Origin of the sequence: Planococcus sp. S3-L1, assembly GCF_030063085.1 — a bacterium.
In the GTDB taxonomy this organism is placed as follows: domain Bacteria; phylum Bacillota; class Bacilli; order Bacillales_A; family Planococcaceae; genus Planococcus; species Planococcus kocurii.
The window spans coordinates 1-16616 of sequence record NZ_JASISN010000026.1 but is presented as its reverse complement, the minus strand read 5'-3'; the positions used below and the strand labels follow the sequence as shown (position 1 = coordinate 16616).

The 16616-nt window shown below is 34.2% G+C and carries 16 protein-coding genes; 15 read left to right on the top strand and 1 reads right to left on the bottom strand.

Annotated features, from left to right (window positions below; all coding sequences use genetic code 11):
- The first annotated feature begins 229 nt into the window (after positions 1-229).
- From QMF37_RS16515 to QMF37_RS16490, 6 genes are all read left to right on the top strand, one after another.
- Positions 230-508, top strand: a complete 279-nt coding sequence (locus QMF37_RS16515; RefSeq protein WP_283478906.1) for a hypothetical protein — start codon at positions 230-232, stop codon at positions 506-508.
- A 26-nt stretch (positions 509-534) separates the two neighbouring features.
- Positions 535-744 carry a hypothetical protein gene (locus tag QMF37_RS16510; RefSeq protein WP_481861841.1) on the top strand — a complete coding sequence of 70 codons (210 nt, stop codon included), beginning with the start codon at positions 535-537 and terminating at the stop codon, positions 742-744.
- Between the two features lie 2 nt (positions 745-746).
- Complete coding sequence (locus QMF37_RS16505; protein WP_283478903.1) at positions 747-2063, top strand: hypothetical protein; 1317 nt, start codon at positions 747-749, stop codon at positions 2061-2063.
- Positions 2064-2300: 237 nt separating this feature from the next.
- Positions 2301-3101, top strand: coding sequence for a ParA family protein (locus QMF37_RS16500; RefSeq protein ID WP_283478902.1), 801 nt, complete (start codon positions 2301-2303; stop codon positions 3099-3101).
- Between the two features lie 2 nt (positions 3102-3103).
- Positions 3104-3538, top strand: a complete 435-nt coding sequence (locus QMF37_RS16495; protein WP_283478901.1) for a hypothetical protein — start codon at positions 3104-3106, stop codon at positions 3536-3538.
- 271 nt (positions 3539-3809) lie between these two features.
- A complete protein-coding gene (locus QMF37_RS16490; RefSeq protein ID WP_283478900.1) occupies positions 3810-4847 on the top strand; it encodes a replication initiator protein A in 1038 nt (345 codons plus the stop codon).
- A 44-nt stretch (positions 4848-4891) separates the two neighbouring features.
- Here the strand turns inward: QMF37_RS16490 and QMF37_RS16485 are convergent, their stop codons facing one another.
- A complete protein-coding gene (locus QMF37_RS16485) occupies positions 4892-5083 on the bottom strand; it encodes a ribbon-helix-helix domain-containing protein (RefSeq protein ID WP_283478899.1) in 192 nt (63 codons plus the stop codon).
- A gap of 143 nt (positions 5084-5226) precedes the next feature.
- On the opposite strand from QMF37_RS16485, the gene QMF37_RS16480 reads away from it, so the two are divergent.
- The 9 genes from QMF37_RS16480 to QMF37_RS16440 all read left to right on the top strand — a co-directional run bounded on the left by QMF37_RS16480 (position 5227) and on the right by QMF37_RS16440 (position 16049).
- Entirely contained in the window at positions 5227-5454 is a 228-nt protein-coding gene (locus tag QMF37_RS16480; RefSeq protein WP_283478898.1) for a hypothetical protein, read from the top strand.
- Between the two features lie 101 nt (positions 5455-5555).
- Positions 5556-6587: a hypothetical protein gene (locus QMF37_RS16475; RefSeq protein WP_283478897.1), complete on the top strand. Its 1032-nt coding sequence runs from the start codon at positions 5556-5558 to the stop codon at positions 6585-6587.
- A 24-nt stretch (positions 6588-6611) separates the two neighbouring features.
- Positions 6612-8519: a VirB4 family type IV secretion system protein gene (locus QMF37_RS16470; RefSeq protein ID WP_283478895.1), complete on the top strand. Its 1908-nt coding sequence runs from the start codon at positions 6612-6614 to the stop codon at positions 8517-8519.
- A gap of 5 nt (positions 8520-8524) precedes the next feature.
- Positions 8525-9619, top strand: coding sequence for a M23 family metallopeptidase (locus tag QMF37_RS16465; RefSeq protein ID WP_283478894.1), 1095 nt, complete (start codon positions 8525-8527; stop codon positions 9617-9619).
- Positions 9620-9636: 17 nt separating this feature from the next.
- On the top strand, positions 9637-10185 hold the full coding sequence (locus QMF37_RS16460; RefSeq protein WP_283478893.1) for a hypothetical protein: 549 nt from the start codon (positions 9637-9639) through the stop codon (positions 10183-10185).
- Between the two features lie 11 nt (positions 10186-10196).
- Positions 10197-10580, top strand: a complete 384-nt coding sequence (locus QMF37_RS16455) for a hypothetical protein (RefSeq protein WP_283478892.1) — start codon at positions 10197-10199, stop codon at positions 10578-10580.
- Positions 10581-10835: 255 nt separating this feature from the next.
- A complete protein-coding gene (locus QMF37_RS16450; RefSeq protein ID WP_283478891.1) occupies positions 10836-12023 on the top strand; it encodes a conjugal transfer protein TrbL family protein in 1188 nt (395 codons plus the stop codon).
- A 16-nt stretch (positions 12024-12039) separates the two neighbouring features.
- Entirely contained in the window at positions 12040-14403 is a 2364-nt protein-coding gene (locus tag QMF37_RS16445) for a VirD4-like conjugal transfer protein, CD1115 family (RefSeq protein ID WP_283478889.1), read from the top strand.
- Between the two features lie 32 nt (positions 14404-14435).
- Positions 14436-16049, top strand: a complete 1614-nt coding sequence (locus QMF37_RS16440; protein ID WP_283478887.1) for a hypothetical protein — start codon at positions 14436-14438, stop codon at positions 16047-16049.
- Positions 16050-16616 lie beyond the last annotated feature (567 nt).

Genomic DNA, 16616 nt, shown 5'->3' with positions numbered 1-16616 from the left:
TAGATTTTTAGAATGATTTTGATCTTATGAATTAGCCCCTGCGGGAAACCATTTCAGACGAAGTTGGCTACAAAGTAGACCACTGCGTGTAAATGGGCACTCCTCTTTAACTCGTGAATTTAGTATACCATGATATCACTGCATTTTACAGCGATTCATTGATTAATTGGGGGCACTAGTTTAAAATAATAATTAACAAAATAAAGAAGTACAGAAAGGAAGAAATTACATGACAGCAAAAACATCAAAAGCACTTCAAAAGAAAAAGGAAATACAAGAAAAAATCGAAAAGATGAATAAAGAGATTAAATCACTGGAAATCAAGTCACAACAAGAAATAGGGAAATTCATTTTAAAAGAGTGGGAAATTGACGATGATGTAGATAGTGATATTCTATTTGAAATTATTCGTAGTTATAGCGAAGATGTGAAAAGAAGATTAAGCGGAAATGAATTTGTCGAAGAAAAGGGAAAGCAAGAAGAGTCCGACACACATCAGACTCTTTAATCTTAATTAAACGTAATAAACAATTGATCGAACGTGAAAAAAATAAGTGGGGTAATTACATGGCTGACTTTAGAAAAGAAAGAGCCAATCGCTTAATTAATAAAGGTGCATTGTTAGAAAAGTATTTTGAATGTGAAAACTTGTCGATTGAAGAAACAGAAGAATTATTAAAAACTTTTTCTGTCTATGTAAACGAAAAGAAACCTTCAAAATTTAAAAGAGAGTTAGGTGAATAAATATGTCTTCAGGAGATATCAGTCAAGATGATTTGATTGAAACACTAGAAAATTTATTCAAGATGTTGGCGAAAAAAAGAGCATTAGCTAAGAAACAAAAGAATGATAAAGATAAACCAAAAGAGCAATCTAAGGAAGAAACAAATATGAATGAAGCTGATTTAAAAACACAAAAAATCGGCAGCGGTAATGAAAATTCAAACGAAGAAAAAAAAGAAGTGTTGCTTCCAGAAGATAGATTAACGAAAGAAGAAGTATTGAAATACTTTAATCCCTATCTCAAAAATTTTGACTTAAAGAAATTTGATTTAAAGAATACTATAATTAACGATAAATTTGTTTCATTACATTATTCTGAACGTGGCGAAAAAAATTCACCTTCAAAACATACATTAACATTCGACATGGAATCAGGAAAAGGTGAATTTTCTTATGCTTATCTTGGAGAAAAAAAAGGGAGTTTTTTCGAATTTACAGATGTTCTAAAAAGATTTAATAAAGAAGATTTAGTGAACTTCTATAACGGAATCGAAAAAAAGTCTATTGATAGTTCAGCAGAAAAATCGGCTAGTACTAAAGTAAATTTAATTGATTCTATGACAGCTTATGCCAAAATACTAAAATTAAATGAGTATCACATTTCAAGTCAAAGTGTGACCGATAAACAAGCTATAATGTTTTTAAAACATGAAAATAAACTTGGAAGTGTCATGCAACTTTCATACAACATTGAAAAGGAAAGTGGAAAACTTACTCATTTACTTTCAAACAAAGAAAATAATTATGCCAATGAAATAACGATTAGAAATGAATTTACGAAAGCTGATTTAGAAAATTATGGTTATGGAAAAACGATTGAACAAATTGAAATGGAAAGACAAAAACAGCGTGAAATTACTGAAGATACTTCACCAGAAAAAGCTATAGAATATGATCAATCGGTATTAGAAAGTCAACTTGGTAAAAGCGTCACCAAACAGGTTTTAAACAATCCTGAACTACTCAAAGGTGCTGTAGCTTTATATCAATTAACGACTATGAGAAAGCTTTTATCGAACTCTAAAGACCAAATTGAAAACCTGAACAATCTGTTAAACAAAAAAGATGTTAATATCGAAGAAATTACAAACGTCAAAGATAATTTATCGAAACAAATGGATGGTCTGCAAGTAAAAGTTGCAGACTTAGAAAAGAATCAAGAAACAACGAAAACTTTTGATACATTAAATGAAGGTTACAAGAAGGATCAAGACGAATCCTTCGAAAAAAATATGGAATATCAACCCACTAGAACTGTCGAAGTTGAACATAGCATGTGATTCTTTTCTATAAAGATTGAATTAACATTTACAAATATCAAACCACAAGCGAGTTAAAAAAACCACTTGTGGTTTTAATTCATTATTAGACCTTTAACTGCCCCCCTAATTTTAAGAATTTTAATCAAAACACATAAACCACAAGTGGTTTTTTATAAAACCACTTGTGGTTTATGTGTTTGAGTGTTAAAATAGAGGTATATAAAGCTTTCAGTTTCAGAAAAGGGGAGTCGAGAAATGGCGAAAAAAATTACAATTGCGAATTCTAAAGGTGGAGTCGGAAAGACGACAATCAGTTCAATGCTTAGTTTTCAATTTGCTAAACAAGGTTCAAAAGTTTTAATTGTCGACTTAGATCCACAATCAAATACAACTCGACTTTTTCAAAATACTTTTTATAAAGGACATAACCAAGATTTCACTACACTTTATGAGGGACTTGAAGCAAAAGACCTTTCAAAATCAATTCATAAAATAAATGAAAATTTACACTTAATACCTTCTTCTCAAAATACGGTAGACTTTAGTAGACTATTAACAGAAAAAAGTAAGTATACTTTTTTAAGAAAATACATTGAAAAAATTGAAGGTGACTATGATTACATTTTCTTTGATGTTCCACCTACAATATTTAGTGATTTCTTAAATAACGCACTAGCAGCGAGTGACTATTTTATAATCCTTACTGAAACATCGAATTTTTCTTTCGAAGGGATTCAAGATTTCTATGATGCTGCCTTACGCATTCACTCAACTGTAAATGACTCTTTAGATTTTTTAGGGGTTCTAATCAATATGAGAGAAGACGATAATGAAATATTTTCAGAACTTGATGAAAGATATAACCTTGGCGATAAGGAAACGTATTTTGCAACTGTTATTCCAAAACGAAAACGACTCGCTAAATATATGTCCAATGGAATGTATAAAAAGAAAATAGAGTCGGCTATAGAGTATGATCGGTGGGATAAGGAAATAATGGCTATCTTTGAAGAGTTAGCTGAAGAAGTCAAAGCGAAGGTAGGAGGTCAAAGTTAATCATGAAAAAGCTTTCAGGTGAGCTTTCGACAACACAAACACCCAAAAAAAAATCAACCACTTTAATGCAAGAGATTGATACAGAGAAAACAACATCTAGAAAAATATTTTTGAGTGACTATAAATTGCTGGATCTTTACGCTTGGTCAACAGAACAATCAGTAACAAGTGCATTGAATGAAATTCATAATCGTTTAAAAGCAGTAATTAAAGAAAAAGGGGTTTCTGTTCTAAATCCGATTACAAAAGAGGATATTGAAGATGATTCACCAAAAAACATTCGTATTTCTTCTGATTTTAATCAGTATTTGAAAGACTTATCAAAAGAAACAAAAATTCCGGCAAAGTATCTTCTCACTGTTTGTTTGGAATATTTTAAAGAAGAGCTAATTGGAGAAATCAAGAAGAGTCAAGATAAAAAGTATGATATACTATGAATTAATTTCCAAACTTACTGCTTTAAATTGAATATACTAAATTTAAATTTAAACATAAAAAAACCCTCTACAGCACTTAATTATTGGAAATTGTTTGGCGACAAACAATAACTAAGTGTACAACAGAGAGGATTTTTCAAAGATTATACATATGATAATATCACGTCATTCCCTTGAGTTCAAGAGAATGAGACTATTCATATCAATAACCTTCTTTGAATTTTCTTCGCTGTCTAAGACAGAGGGACAAATTCAAATGGAGGTTTTTTTAATGCAAAACACTAATTACGTTACGATTTATGAAGAATATCAGCATAAGTTTTTTCAGTTACCACAAGTTTTCTTTGTTAGTGAAAAGTATAAAGATATGTCAAATAATGCAAAAGTTGCGTGGGCTATCTTACGCGATCGTTCTTCCCTTTCAAGAAAAAACAAATGGTTTGATAGCGATACTGGTCGAATTTATTTTATCTTCAAAAACGATGAACTTATGAAAATGTTAAATATAAATAGTGAAGCAACATTAGTTAAAGTAAAAAAAGAATTAGTAAGCGCTGGGTTAATAGAACAACATAGGCAAGGGTTCAATCGTCCAAACAAAATGTACTTACTTTATCCTGAAGTTGTAATGGACGATATTTACAAGATTGATGAGTTTGAAAATTATACAACCCGACCTGACGGAACAGTCATTCCGAATAATAATGAAAATGACTCAAGCCTAGAGCCACAAGGACCTTTAAAAAATGAAGCTCCAAAAAATGAAGTTCCGGAACTTCAAAAAATGAAGCCTAGTAATACTGAGTCTAGTAATACTGAGATCTTAAAAGATTTAGATACTAAAGATACTAAAGATACCAGAAGTGATTCTTCAGAAAAATTGAATAATCATGATGCTGAAAGAAAAAGAAAAAGAGAAGAATACATGAACAAGGCTTATCGTAATAATACTTACAAAATACCGGCTGAGATAAGCGATGTTTTAAATATTTTTTGTGACACGGATGAACAAAGAGATGAATATTACAAAGTTATGATTGTTGCTTTGAAAAATGCAGAAAAAGCTATTGGTCGAAGTCTTTCCTTTGAAACAGAATTACCTTTAGCTACTGACGTAGCACAAGCATTTGTAAGAGCAATTAGAAAAATTGATAAAAATAAAAATGTTGGGAATCCAAGTGGTTACATTTACAAAAGTGTTCATGATGTAATAGTAGAAAATTATAAAGTAGATCAAACGCTAAGCATAGACGAAGCGAATCGTTCAGAATCTCCTATATTTTATAATTGGCTTGAAAACAGTAATTAAAGTAAAAGAGTGTGCAGCCTGTTTTCTAAAGGCTGCACACTCTTTTACTTTTCTTTTATTTCGTTCATGATTTCATCTACTCGCGTTTGCCACTTCATACCACTAACCATCAAAAAACGCATTGCGTCTGTTCTATTAGTGAAATGATATTCCTGTGTAAAATTATCAATTTCACTTAAAAGTTCTTCACTAACTTTTAAATGGATGCTTTTCATTTCCTTTTTGGGCGTGCTCAAGAAATCTCACCCTCTCTACTTTTATTTGTAATCTGTTTGTTATCAATTGTATCATAAAAATATATGTAAATAATATACATAAAACATTCATTGTGGTATAATATATGTATATATAAAGTTGATTTGAAAGGAGTTGAAAAAATATGTTTGATTCGTTAAATGGTCTATTAAACAATATCTTTATTGAGTTTAGACAACTGGGAATAACAATCTTTGCAATTGGTATGCTTGCGATGGCAACTTTAACTGCCTTCGGTGGAGAAGAGAATAAACGCAAATTCCAAACGGGATTTGTCATTGCTCTTGCAGGACTGGTTGTTTTCTTCCTTGCTAAACCAATCATTGAATTCATCAGAACATCATTAGGTTAATTAAATACTTGTACTTATTTTTTGGAAATTCTAAGCACTTTGTTGTTGAATACTACATTTAACAACAAAGTGTCATTTTTGAAATGGAAGTAGGTGACATTTTGGAACCTAGCGAAAATTATATTTATCAAAAGAAAAAGTTACGACAAGAAGGGTTACTGGAAATTCCCATGGCTGTCGATTCAGCTCGGTATTTCATTGGTACATTTCGATTGATGGACATGGTTTACACCATTCCTTTTTTGATTGTTTCCATCATCACTATTTACTACTTGAACACATCAGGAAATTTAAACAGCAGTACGCTTGTCTTTTCATTTGTACCACCTGTTTTTGCTTTAACGATTTTATGGATTAAACACCCTGATCGAAAGAATATTTCGTTGGTCAATACGATGTATCAACGAGTTAAATTTATCCGAAGCAAAAAACTATATGAATTGACGAAAGAAAGGACTGAAGATGTGCAAAATGATATTCGGTCACAACTAGGAATATTCAATATAGCGAATGACTGTTTTGAGACGTTAGAAAATACACTTGTGAAGGTCGTAGAGGTCTCTAGTGTGAATCTAACAGGAATGTCCGATAACGATAGAAACAAAACGTTAGGAGCGTATCAGGCGTTTTTAAATGACTATCCGTTAGACGCTTTCCCTTTGCAATTGCATCAGTTCTCAAAACCCATCAATTTGAATAGCTATTTACAATTTGTTCATGAAAAAGCAGACAAAGAAAAAAACTATGTAAAACGTATGTTGAACGAAAGCTACATCAACAAAACGAATGAGATTCAAAAATCAAAAAAAATGGTCAGTAAAGCAAGGTACATCATGATTTCCGAAAAAGTCGGGGGCAATAAAGAAAAAGCCTTGCAAAAGATAAGCACCAAAGCCGAAACGATGGTTTCAGGGATTGAAAACATGTTGAGCGAAAAGCATAAATTACATGCTCATACTTTGAACAATGAGGAATTATTTGACTTAATCTACTCTTCAATTGACTACGAAAATGCACAAATTAAGCAAGGAATGAGAAAATCCTCCTTCCGTTCACCAATAACGGTGGGTCAAAAAACATTTGAAGAAATGGAACGAGCGTGGCAAGAAGAGAACGAATTTAAAATCAATTAAATTCAGTCTAAAAGGGTGATAACAATGTTGAAGGAATTAGTACAGAAATTTAAAATCAGCAATAAAAAAGCAAAAGAAGATGAGTTTGATTTTGAAGGGACGTTGAAAGAAGATAACGTAATTACAAATCAGATTGCACCTGACAGCATTGAGGTAGGCGAAACGTATATTCGTTCAGGTAATAACTTTACGCGAACGCTTGTCTGTGTAGACTTTGAGCCATTGATTAATCAGGAAGATATTCGAAGTATTTCGGAGTTATCGGAAACGATAACGGTTGTTCAATACTTAAATGTCTACGATACGTCAAAAGTCCATTCGGAATTGTCACGATCCATCAAACAAAATAACGCCAAATTAGATGCTGAAAAATTATCTCCTTCTGTAAAAGAAGATGCACTTGCACAAATTGAATCGGCAAGAAGTTTATTGAGACAGTTGGTTCGACAAAAAGAAAGAATGTTTATGTTCCAGTACTTAATTCATGTCGTGGCTTCAAGTTCAGAAGAACTTGAAACCGTCTCTACGCTTGTCAAAACAAGAGTTGCACCCATCGGAAAATTAATTTTTCCGGTCACAAGAAGTAAAGACGCATTTGATAGTTTCTTACCGTTAGTGAAAAACAAAGTTTACGACTTGTCTTATCGAGCAATGAACAGTGAAGCTGTCAGTTTCTTTTTTCCGTTTCACGAAAATGAAATTTTCGATGATAACGGAATTATTCAAGGCAAGAACATTGATACAAACAACATTGTCATGGTGAATGACGAAAATTACTTAAATAAACACGCCATCTATATTGGAACAACAGGTTCAGGTAAATCGACAGCGATGTTCTCGAATATGATGCGAAAATATGCGTTTGGTAGTCGTGTGATTGCTATTGACCCAAAAGGCGAATTCGGACGAATTTTCAAAGAATTAAATGGGGAATGGGTAAAATTCTCACTGGAAGGTGGGGGCTCTATTATCAATCCATTTGATTTACCGAATTATGCTTATGAAGAATCGGACGGAGAAATTAAAGCGATAAACCCCCTCTATGATAAGGTTTCAACTTTAATTACCATGTTCCAATTAATGTATTCAGAAATGAACGATTTAGAAGCTGACGTTTTGTCGGAATTGTTATTAGAACTTTACAAAGACAAACGTTATGGCGTTTCAATCGACATTAAAACAGATATTACTCAATTTGAAAAAACCGATTTTCCAGTCATGGGAGACTTATATGAGTTACTAGAAGAAAAGAAAACAACGAGTCCAGAACTTTACGAGGTTCTAGCTAACTTTCATCAAACACTACGCTCATACGCTTTAGGGACGTACTCAAACATCTTTAATGGCTATACAAACGTTGATGTAAAAAGTGATTTGATCGCCTATGATTTGTTTTCTGTTTATAACTACAAACGATTGCAGAAACCACTTTATTTCTTATTACTCTCTTCCTTGCGGAATGAAATTATGAATGGCGATAAAAAATCTACTCAACTTTATATTGATGAAGCCCATATCATTGCTGACCCAAAAGTTACGGTAGCAATGGAATACCTATATGAAATGATGAAGGTCGTTCGCTCATTTAATTGTGGTGTCACTTCAGCTACTCAACAAATTCAAGATTTTCTAAGTGCAAAAGACCAAAATCGAAATTATGGTGACGCTGTGATTGCGTTATCAGTTCAACAATTGATTCTGCCCATGCAGAAAAAAGAAGTTATGTTCATCAACAACGAAATGCACTACGATTTTTCACAAGATGATATTGATTACTTGGAGTTTCAGGAAGTTGAACGCTCGGCAAAAGCTGGTAAAGGATTTTTATTTGTCGGAAGTCGAAAAGTAAAAATGAAAGTTGAGTTGACCGAATTAGAAACCGAATTATGGATAAATAAAAACTACAGTGCCATAGAAAACAAAGGAATGTAAGCCATATGGAGAATGTTAAAGGCATTTTATCAGCAGTCGCAAAGTCCTTAGTATCAAAAGTATTGTTCTCAACGTTCGGTCTTGTCGGGTTGGTGGTGGTCTTAATCATCGTCATCATAGCAGCCGTATTTTCTTCTAGCGATGATATTGGGAGTGGGGTAATCGGTGGCAAAGGGGAACAGTTGCCCGAAAGTGTTTTGGTTTGGGAAGCTGATATTGCTGAAGCGATGGAACGACACGAACTAGATTCCAAATATTTATACGTCATGCTTGCGATTTTGAAACAGGAATCCAATGGTGATGTAGCCAAAACCAATGGTGATATTTTTCAAGCGTCTGAAAGTAAATGTGGCTCCATTGGTTGCATTAAAGAGCCACTGGAAAGTATAGATCAAGCTGTTAGCTACTTTAAAGAAACCGTTACTGTATCGAAAGATAATATGGAAGTGGCGATTCAGTCTTATAATTTCGGAAATGGTTTTGCGACATGGACGCAAGAAAATCATGATAATAAGTGGTCACCTGAAATAGCGATTGAGTTTTCTAAAAAGATGTTGGCTGAGGCTAAAAATCCTCTCATTTATAAATGTAATCGACAAGAAGCGAAAGACAGTGGCGCTTGTTACGGAGATATTTTATATGTACCGTCCATCTTAGCTTTTCTCCCCAATGCAGAAGGTGGGCCGATAGAATTTAACGGTCAATTGGGTATGCCCCTTGCCCCTGCATTAGTGACTTCAGAATACGGGGAACGCTATCACCCGATTCACAAAGAATGGCGCTTACATGCAGGAATTGATTTTGGCTGTATTGGTGGCGTTACGCCAATTCAAGCAAGTCAAGATGGAACGATTGAGCGAGCTGATTGGGCTGGCGGTTGGGGGCAAATGGTCTTCATTAAACACGCTGATAACCTTTATACCCGTTACGCTCATTTAAGTTCAATGGCTGTTAGTACAGGGGACAGCGTAAGTGCAGGTGATGTGATTGGCGTTTGTGGCACTACAGGAACTTCAACCAATCCGCATTTGCACATGGAAGTGCAAACAACAGAATCTCAACAATCGACAGTCAATCCTCGTTCGTTACTAGGAATCTAAAATGGTGGTGCAAAAAAATGAAAAGTAAATTAGCTGTAATTTTAAGTATCGTGTCCATTTTATTGATAGCTGCACTCTTTGTTGTTTACAACAAAAGTGCTACCTATCAAGAGCAAGTGGTCAAACTGGAATCAGAAGTAAGTTCATTGGAATCAGATAATGAAATGCTTGCGATTGAAAATGAAGCGTCAGAAGAAAATACATTCGATGAAGATATTCAGTGGTTTGTCGAAAGTGTTTATGAAATTGGCGATTCAAGAGCGTTGTACGATGAAATCAATGAAGCCATAACAGATCCCGTTGCTCAAAATCTTTTTGGTGATACAATCCCACCTGATAAATCTAGTTTTTCAGGAGAATCAAGTGTTGATCGACAAGTAAGTGAGATGGAAATTTACGGTGATTATGTAATGAATGACGAATACAAGGCGTTGGTAAAATCAAAAGTCAGCTATCTTTACAAAGAAGAAGAAGAATTGAGTGAAGTTATTACCGAAATTACTCTTCTAAAAGATAGCAAAGATGTATGGCGTATCAGTAAATTTGAAGAAAAATCAAACCAATAGGAGTGAATGAAATGAATAAAAAGAAATTAACGGTAGGAATCGTTGTAGGTGCTGTACTACTTTTTGTTATTTTGTTCTTTGCCAATAACGTTGTAGGAGAAAGTTTTGAGAAAAAAATAGTGGGGCAATGGACAGTCAAACCGATTAATGGCGGTTGTGAATCTGATTTAGAAGATGGAATTCGTATTAATGACAATGGAACAATTGAAGGTATTGATGGCTTTAAAAAGTATGAAATTGAAGAGACAGAGCAAGAATTCAGCTATCTAATCGCAAGTGGTGGGTATGAAGACATTACACGTTATGAAATAAGTTTTACTGAAGATGATTTACTGGTTATGCATGAAGAAGATGTTTCAGAAGGATTAACTTGTTACTTTGAAAAGGTAGAATAATCGACATGAAACTGCAAAAGCTATTCAACACAATGAGTCGAATAGAAAAAAGCTTCATGACAGTTCTTTTCTCAAACAAAATAGACAAAAGGAAATTGTTATTTGAACGGAAATACAATCGAGAAATGGGCATTGATGAAATCGAGAAATATAAATTTTCTCTATTTACGGTTTACGTTCTGATTGCCATGTCGATAATTTTAATTCCCTTCATTTTCATCTTCACTTGATTGGAATAAACAGGGGTGATAACAAATGATGTTTTCTAGAAAAAGAATGAAGATAATGTCACTGGTCATGGTGTTGGTTTTTCTATTATTCCCGTTGAGTGCAATGGCTGAAGATAGTTTGAATCGGGGCGACAGTGACTTTCAAAAAACAGGCGATCAACTTAGAGACGAAATATCAGGCGATACAGAAGAGTTAGAAACCCACGGTTTGAAAGAAATAGGCGATGGAAAAGGCGACTTTTATACAGCATATAAAACGGAATTTGAAGCGTGGGCTGAAGAAGTTCCAGGCGGTGAAGTTTATACAGATTTGATGAAAAATTATAACTATCAAGCAGGCAACTTTGAGTGTGGAAAATTTGATGTGATGTGCCATATCGTCAATTTTGGTTATGTAACGGGTGCATCTGTTTTAAATTCATTTCTTGCTCCGATTTCAAAACTAGCGATTGAGCCTGAAAAAATACTAGATGATAATACACTCAATAAATTCAAAGATTCGTTTAGTACCTTTACAGTATCGCTTTTAGCGGTCTTTCTTGCCTTTCAAATTATCAAAACCTACTCATTTAGAATGACGAATCATTCAGATACAGGAAATGTATTGAGCGAAAAAGTCATAAAAGTCATTATCGCAAGTGTCTTGTTATTCACTTATGATTTGTTTTTTCAAATGATTTTGAGTATCCAATATCGGGTGAATTATGGAATCTACAATTACTTAACGAATTCGCAAGAAGTAACAAGTGATGTGATGTTAAACATGTTACTCACGCCCAGTGGCACAATGTTTGTGATTTTGATTTTGTTGTTAGCTGTTTTAATCGCTGTGCTGTTCTTCCAAATGATTTATTCGTTTGCGATGGTGTCACTGTTTTATGTCGTCGGTCCAGTGGCGATTACAACGATGGTCAATGATGATTACAACATGTTTAACCTGTGGTTAAAGACCATCATTTCACGCTTCTTAACACTCGCTCTGCAAGGTCTAACAGTGGTTCTTTGTTTAAGCTTTGCGTCAAGAATTGAGTTTTTAACAGAAGGTGCAAGCGTGTCTGATCAATTTTTTGAAAAAATAGCTGCGTTGGCATTTTTGGTTGTCGGAATCAGTATTCCTTCATTACTCAAAGAATTTGGTAACAGTTCAGGTAGTGGTAAAGGGGTCATTAGTGGAACGAAATCAGTTACACGTTATATGTCCATGCGGAAATAAGTTGAGGTGAAAAGGAATGTCCAAACTTAAAAAAGGGTGGCTAAAAGTAGCCATTATCGCTGTCTTGATGGGGTTAATTTTGTCTTATGTATTGATTGCTTTCTTGTATCAATTTATTGCGATTGAGGAATTAGATTTAATCGGGGCAATGTTACAACCAATGGAAATGTTCAATGCCATCAGTGGTGACGAGAATTTAAAAACGATTGTTCCTTTTATTCCGTTGCTTACGATAGTTGGTAGTTTGTATCTTTTGCGAGCGAGTATAGTTGATTCTAAATATGACGACGCTTCAAAATTTGGGATTAAAGGCTCGGCTAAATGGGGAACACCTTTAGCGATTATGGACGGAAAAGTATTAGCAGAAAAAAAGAAGTATGGCGACTTAGAAAAGTCACTAGAATTACCTGAAGGTATTATTTTAGGAGTTGCTGAAAATACAAAATATCCGTTGATTCTTCATGAAAAATCAAACCTAGCAACTAAAAATGTTTTTGTGAATGGTTCTTCGGGTGCTGGTAAAGGTCAATCTTATGTCCTTCCTAACATCATAAACAACAAAAGTGAAAGTATGATTGTGGTTGACCCAAAAGGAGAAAACTACGCATTAACAGCTCAATTAAAACGAGATCAAGGCTATAAAGTCTATTTGGTCGATTTTAGGAATTTTGAGTTTGCAAGATATAATCCGTTGGATTATGTGAAAAATGATGAAGACGCTCAAAAGGTCAGTAAAATTATTTCGATGAACAGTGTAGGCGATGGAAAAGAAGATTTCTTTACCGAACGAGCGCAAAAATTACTAGCAGGATTAATCAGTTTCGTGAAAACGGAATATCCCGATGAACAAGCAAATATGGCAACATTAATTGATGTCTATACAAAGCATGTAGCTGACGCTAACAAGTGTGAACGATGGCTTTCCCAAATGGACGATGAACAACCGGCAAAACAGTTGCTTGTTAGTGTTTTGGGTGACTTAACTTCAGAGAACACTCGGTCTTCTGTGACTTCTAGTTTTCAAAGTGCCATCAGTATTTTTCAATTAAATCGAGTAAAGAAAATGACATTGACAAGCGATTTTACATTTGATGATTTTCCAAATGAAAAAAGTGTCGTCTATGTAAAAATATCCGCACCGTCCAATCCGTATAAACCATTAACAAGTATTTTCTTCTCGCAAATGATTGAACGATTTTTTGAAATCGGTGACCAAGATCCACTAGGAAGATTGAAAACACCTGTTCATTTCTTATTAGATGAATTTCCGAATATCGGAAAGATAGACAGTTACCAAGAAACATTGGCTTTGTGTCGTGGTTATCGTATTTATATGCACACGATTGTGCAAGATGTTTCCCAATTAGAGCAAAAATCTTTATACGGAAAAGAAGTAACAAAAGCGATTTTAGCCAATCATTCAGCTAAGTTAATTTTGAAAGTTGGCGAAAATGACGGGGCAAAATATTGGTCGCAATGGTTTGGGAAAACGACAATTAGCTATAAAAGTGTTAGTTCTTCTCATTCAAAATCAGGAAAGTCTACTAACACCAGTAAGCAATATGAACAAATAGATTTACTTCCTTCAACTGATTTGATGGGAATGGACGATGAAAGAGCCTATTTGCTTTTAAGTGGTCATGACCCAATTAAACTGGATAAAGCTTGGCAATACAAAATTTATCCTGAATTATTAACAGATAAAAAGAGAGAATTAAATTACTTGAACATACGTAAAACGCTTGGATTTAAAGAAAAACCAGTCAATGACGTAATTGGTTTTTCTGACAGTGATGATGATGTGAATTTATTTGAAAAATATCGGAATCGTAAGAATGGGACAGTCGAAAGTATCGTAAATAATAGCGAACCTGAAGACATGAATACAGAAGAAGAAGTAGCAAAAGCACAAAAAATAGCAGATGAAATAAACCAACAGGCAATAGATGCAAAAAAACTGGAAGAGTTAGCCGAAAAATTTACACAATCAACTATGTCTGATGATGCTCCCACTGAAAGTGGCAGCACCATCAGACACGGTGAACCAATCTCAATTCAGGAGCATGATAAGTTAGCGAAACAATTTCAAGAAGATGGAAACGAAGAAGAAGAAGCTACGGAAACTGAAGATGAAATAAAACATGCTGATCAATCGGAAGTTTCCGAAGAAAACGACGCTGATTCTTCTGTTGATGTGACAGCTGAAATGCAAGATGAAATAAATGCTGAACTGCAAGAAGAAAGTAATGACTGGGCTAGTCTTTTAGCTTATGACCTCGTTGAAGAAAAACCAACAGAAGAACCGCAAGAGAATGATAAAGAAATTGATACAGAAGATACGGAAGAAGAGGAAGACGATTTATTAAACAAACTTGGCTAAGTAACAAAATATTTCTCAAAGGGTGATAACAAATGTTAAGAAAACTAAACAGATTTGGTGAAATTGAATTTAGTAAAAACGAAGCGTTGTTCACAATGCCATTGATAAAACTAGGTACAGAAGAAATTGAAGTATTAGAGGAAAATTATCGGTTACAAGTGAAAGCTTTAACTCATACAAATTCCTTTATCTATGCGAATCACATTAGTTCGATACGGGATCGAGTCCAATTGGCTTATGATTTAGAGGGCTGTATGGACTTCCCCCATCTTCACAGATTTGAGTTTAATGAAGTTCTTTATTACATGGAAACGATGGTTGATATTGCGAACGAACATGTAAATGTATTGTGGGAACGCAATAACTTTGTGGTGGATTTAACGGAGAAAAAAGTGAAAGCGTTGCTCTTTGAATTTGATGGGTTTGTGGTTTATAAAAAAGATTCATCTTTTGAAGGACTAAAAGAATTAATTTTATTGGCACTGACTAAACAGCATGCGATTTTGGGAAAACCGAAACGAAATGATTTCATTATCAAAGAAGAAGAAGTTTTTCAGTTTGCTGAAGATATTTTAAAAACAACTACGATTGAAGAGATTCAACGTGTTATTATCTCAACAATTAGAGAAAATGAATACAGAGAATCGCAATTAGAGGACGCTAAAAAGAAAAAGCAAGAGGACAGTAAGATAAATCAGTTTACAGGACGATTTAAACGAACGCCTGTATTCAAAACGCCTGAACAGAAATTAAAAGAGGGTCTAAATAATGATTTTGACCGAACTGCAGAAAGTAAAGCACCGAAAAAATCATTGATTGATAAAATGACAACGCCTAAAGGCATGTTGGCAACGATGGGGATTTTAGCGATTGCAGGTCTTCTGTATTTCTTAGTAGATATTGAAGGTGGTTCGGCAAAAGCGAATCAACTTGAAGAAGCTGAAGAAGAAATGAAAGTAAAAGAAAAAATAACAGAAGCTTATCGACTGTATCTTTCAGAAGATGAAGACAATCAAGAAGTGGCTTATGCAACTCTTGATAGTGTCGGGTACGAAAATTTACCGAAAAAAGATAAAGCAATTTTGATTGATTGGTATCTTGAACAATCGAAATTCACAAAAGCCATTGCGACGGATCGAAACAGTTCATATGCTGTAGGTGATTATCTTGTATCACAAGAAAACGGATTAGAAGCATTAGAAGAGTTAGCAGGGTCAATTGAAGAGAATGAAGTTCTTGCCTTCGATATCGCCTCTTTACAAGACCAGTACCAGTTGATGATTGAGAACAGTGATATCCGTTTTAACGAAAGACGAGCGCGAAAAGTGGTAGAAGCGTTTGTTTTAACGAATCAAGCTGAATCACTCGAAACTTTAATTGATGCTAAAAAAGAGGACGAAACGAGTTACAACAACCTCATGAATTTCTCTGACAAATACCTTGCAAGCTATACACAAATGCGCGAATTGGCTGACGAGAAAAAAGCAAAAGATGAAGAATTAGCAGAAGCGAAAAGTAAATATGACGCTGAAAAAGATAAAAAGAAAAAAGAAGCTTTGAAAAAAACAGTGGATAATTTAGTGAAAGAATCGGCTCAATTAAAAGAACGAGAAGAAGAAATTGTGCAATCCATTAAAGGAAATTAACTCTTTTCTAGTGAGGATTGCTATGATACAATGAACAAGTTATCACCCTTAGGGGAGAAAAAAAAGAGTCACCTTCGGGTGGCTCTTTTTTTGTGCTGAAATAAACCACTTGTGGTTTATTTCGCGCCTAACGGTCAATGTGTTTATCCTGAATATAAAACCACTTGTGGTTTTTGTGTTTATTATAAATGAACTTTCAGATTAACTGGATTGTCGGGGGTCTACTGATATATTTTTGGTAGCTTCCGATAACTGATGATATGTAAACTAATTGTGCTGTCTTTAATGAAATTACAGTCAGCTAACTAAGCAATTAGTGAAACCAACTTTCTAGTCATACGTATTTGTATCATGTTATCAATTTACATATGCGTACGAAAGGTCAAACTAGCAATCATTAGATTGGTTCAATGCTTATCTAGAGAAAAAGGAGATAAAATATGAATTTTTTAGTTAACTTCATGATCATTGGTTTGTTTATTTTTCCTTTTGTTGCATTTATTCATGAGACCGGACATGCCTTTTTTCTTAAGCTATTTGGTGGAAAGATCAATGAGTTCAGTATTG

What these genes read in the sequence shown, in the direction of transcription:
- QMF37_RS16465 (WP_283478894.1), top strand. Translation starts at nt 8,525, where the DNA reads ATGGAGAATGTTAAAGGCATTTTATCAGCAGTCGCAAAGTCCTTAGTA.
- QMF37_RS16490 (WP_283478900.1), top strand. Translation starts at nt 3,810, where the DNA reads ATGCAAAACACTAATTACGTTACGATTTATGAAGAATATCAGCATAAG.
- QMF37_RS16445 (WP_283478889.1), top strand. Translation starts at nt 12,040, where the DNA reads ATGTCCAAACTTAAAAAAGGGTGGCTAAAAGTAGCCATTATCGCTGTC.
- QMF37_RS16500 (WP_283478902.1), top strand. Translation starts at nt 2,301, where the DNA reads ATGGCGAAAAAAATTACAATTGCGAATTCTAAAGGTGGAGTCGGAAAG.
- QMF37_RS16455 (WP_283478892.1), top strand. Translation starts at nt 10,197, where the DNA reads ATGAATAAAAAGAAATTAACGGTAGGAATCGTTGTAGGTGCTGTACTA.
- QMF37_RS16460 (WP_283478893.1), top strand. Translation starts at nt 9,637, where the DNA reads ATGAAAAGTAAATTAGCTGTAATTTTAAGTATCGTGTCCATTTTATTG.
- QMF37_RS16440 (WP_283478887.1), top strand. Translation starts at nt 14,436, where the DNA reads ATGTTAAGAAAACTAAACAGATTTGGTGAAATTGAATTTAGTAAAAAC.
- QMF37_RS16515 (WP_283478906.1), top strand. Translation starts at nt 230, where the DNA reads ATGACAGCAAAAACATCAAAAGCACTTCAAAAGAAAAAGGAAATACAA.
- QMF37_RS16495 (WP_283478901.1), top strand. Translation starts at nt 3,104, where the DNA reads ATGAAAAAGCTTTCAGGTGAGCTTTCGACAACACAAACACCCAAAAAA.
- QMF37_RS16450 (WP_283478891.1), top strand. Translation starts at nt 10,836, where the DNA reads ATGATGTTTTCTAGAAAAAGAATGAAGATAATGTCACTGGTCATGGTG.
- QMF37_RS16505 (WP_283478903.1), top strand. Translation starts at nt 747, where the DNA reads ATGTCTTCAGGAGATATCAGTCAAGATGATTTGATTGAAACACTAGAA.
- QMF37_RS16470 (WP_283478895.1), top strand. Translation starts at nt 6,612, where the DNA reads ATGTTGAAGGAATTAGTACAGAAATTTAAAATCAGCAATAAAAAAGCA.
- QMF37_RS16480 (WP_283478898.1), top strand. Translation starts at nt 5,227, where the DNA reads ATGTTTGATTCGTTAAATGGTCTATTAAACAATATCTTTATTGAGTTT.